Annotated in this window: 1 protein-coding gene; it reads right to left on the bottom strand. The window is 61.8% G+C overall.

Translation table 11 applies throughout. The features are described 5' to 3' along the window. Nucleotides 1-3,091 (bottom strand): AMP-binding protein (locus LCH65_RS26090; RefSeq protein WP_226439941.1); only part of this gene is annotated, 3,091 nt, incomplete at both ends.

Raw genomic sequence — 3,091 nt, 5'->3', positions numbered from 1 at the left:
GCCCGTGGAGCCCGAGGTGTAGATCACATACGCCAGGTTGCGCAGGCCGAGGGTCGGTACCACCGGGTTGTCATCACACTCGGTGAGGTCCTGGCAATGATCGGCATCGAGCAATACCAGCGGCATCGACAGTGTGGGCAAACGCTCCTGCAAGCCGCGCTGAGTGAGCAGCGCCGCTGGCTGGCTGTCATTGATCATGTAAGCAAGACGCTCGACCGGATACGCCGGGTCCAGTGGCATATAAGCAGCACCGGCCTTGAGCACACCGAGCAGACCGACCACCATTTCCACACCGCGTTCGACGCAGATCGCCACCCGGTCATCCGGACTAATGCCCAGGCCGATCAGATGATGAGCCAGACGGTTGGCCTGACGATTCAGGTCGGCATAGCTCAGGCGCTGCCCGTGGAAAGCCACGGCGATGGCGTCAGGCTGCGTGCGTACCTGTGCCTCAAACAGGTGCTGAATGCACAGGTCCGCCGGGTAGTCCTGGCGGGTCTGGTTGAGGGTCTCCAGCAGCAGGTTGCGCTCGACGGCGGGCAACACATCCAGCTGCGTAACGGCGATCTGCGGTGTGTGCGCCAGCGCATCGGTCAATTGCTCCAGCGCGCACTGCATCATGGCGCCCAGGCGTTGCGGATCCGCGGGCTGCACGCTGTGTATCATCAGGCTAAGGTCATTGCCGTAGTCGTCGACCGACAGGCACAACGGGTAGTTGGTGCGCTCGGAGCTGTCGAGCAGGCGCAGGCCCGGCCATTGCAACTGACTGTCCTGGCCCTGGTGCCGATAGTTGAGCAGGCTGGAGAACAACGGCAGCGCCGTGGCCACGCTACTGCAACGTTGGGCCAGAGCCAATGACGCCTGCTCGTGGCTCAGTAATTCGCTGAGATCACGGTGGGTTTCCATGACCAGCTCGTGGATGCCTTGCGTGGCCAGTTGCACGCGAACCGGCAGGGTGTTCATGAACATGCCCATGGCCCGCTCGGCGCCGACCGTACCTTGCAGGCGGCCGGTGACCACGGTGCCAAATACCACATCATCGCGACCGGTACAACGGGCCAGCACCTGGGCCCAGGCGACATGGAACAGCACCGCCGGGGACATACCGCGTTCCCGGGCCTGAGTCCGGATACATGCGCAGAGGTCACTGCTCAATGCCAGTTCGGCCTCTTCGACGTCATTACCGTCACCCTGAACTTCCAGCAGGTCGAACGGAGCGGTGGGTGAATCAACATCAGCCAGGCGGCGGGTGAAGTAGGCTTCGTGGGCACTTGAAGGGCTGGCGAGGGTCTGCGCGACAAACTCCCGGTAAGGCTGCGGTGGCAGCAGGTCTGCGCTGTGGCCTTGCATCAGCAGGCGAATTTCTTCGAGTATGAGCTCCAGAGTGACGTGGTCGCTGACCATGTGGTGATCAAGCAGCGCCAGTAGCCAACGATCCGAGTTGGGGTCACCAGCAATGTAGGCGAGCAGCAGCGGGGCCTGTCGCAGGTCCAGACGCAGACGACTGGGATCAGTGAGACGATCCACCTGGCTGAGTGCGTCTTCATCCGGTGTCAGGGTGAGGGTATGTACCGGGAATTGCGCCTGGCGATGCACCACTTGCACCGCTTGCGGCAGGCCGAGCCAATGCACCGAAGTGCGCAGGACATCATGGCGGTCGATAACCGTTTGCAGGCCCCCAAGAAAGGCGTCAAGACGCGCGCGGCTGTCGAACTCGATCATCGAGCGCATCAGGTAGGCGTCGCGCTCAAGATTCAGCAGGTGATGGAACAGGATGCCTTCCTGAAGCGGTGCCAGCGGATAGACGTCCTGGATATTGGCGGCTCCACCCGGAACGGCGGAGGTAATCAGTTCAATCTCATCAACGCTCAGTTCCACCAGCGACAACATGTCCGGCGTTAATTGCGTGCAGTGGGCCGGAATACGGTTGGCCGGTGCCTGGAACAGGGGTTGTTTGTCCTGGCTGATAGCCAGGGCCATTTCACGCACGCTGGGGGCAGTGAATACAGTCTTTACGTTGAGATTCAGGCCCTGCTTGCGCAGACGTTCGATCAGCGAGACGGCCAGCAGTGAGTGGCCACCCAGTTCGAAGAAATGGTCGTGACGCCCGACCTGCTCGATGCCCAGCAGGTCTTGCCAGATAGCCACGATCCGCTCTTCGGTTTCGCCTTGTGGGGCTTCATAGCCACGGCTGATCAGTGCATCAGCGTCCGGGGCTGGCAAGGCCTTGCGGTCGAGCTTGCGGTTCGGCGTCAACGGCAAGGCGTCGAGGATCATGAATGCGCTCGGCAGCATGTACTCGGCCAGTTGCGGCGCCAGTTCGGCACGCAGTTCAGCAGCTGTAAGCTGGCTTTGCGGCTGGCCAACCACATAGGCCACCAGGCGTTTGTCTCCCGGATTATCTTCCCGGGCGACCACCACCGCTTCCTTGACCCCGGTGCAATTGCCCAGGCGGGCTTCGATTTCGCCCAGTTCGATACGGAAACCGCGTACTTTGACCTGGAAGTCGTTACGGCCCAGGTATTCAATACGGCCGTCAGCCATGTAACGTGCCAGGTCTCCGGTTTTGTACATCCTGGCATCAGGGCTGCTGCTGAACGGATCCGCCAGGAAGCGTTCGGCGTTGACCTCTGCAAGGTTCAGGTAACCGCGGGCCACGCCGTCGCCACCGACGAAAATTTCACCGGCCACGCCATACGGAACCGGTTGTTGACGGGCATCAAGCAGGTAGATGCGGGTGTTGGCCATCGGCTTGCCGATGGTCGCGTTGCCGCTGCCTTCGCTGCCAGCCACGGCGTCATGGCTGACATAAGCGGCGGTGCAGGACACTGTCGCTTCGGTAGGGCCATAGGTATTGATCAGGCGAGTGTGCGCCGGGCGCATCTCGTCCCAGAGCTTGAGCTTCTGTGCTGATAGCGCATCGCCAGTGACGTTGATCAGACGCACCTGTTGCAGGCGCTGAGCCGCCACCTGCGGTTGCTTGTGCCACTCGCCAACCAGCGTGTGCCAGTGCGCGGCGGTGAGGTGCAGGACAGTCGGATGAATGCCGTAATCTTCAGTGCCTTCGCTGCCGAAGATCTCGCGGCTCGGC

The organism is Pseudomonas sp. MWU16-30316 (genome assembly GCF_020515645.1).
GTDB classification, from domain to species: Bacteria; Pseudomonadota; Gammaproteobacteria; order Pseudomonadales; family Pseudomonadaceae; genus Aquipseudomonas; species Aquipseudomonas cerasi.
Note: the sequence above shows the minus strand (reverse complement) of the source record. Positions and strands in the feature narration are given on the sequence as shown.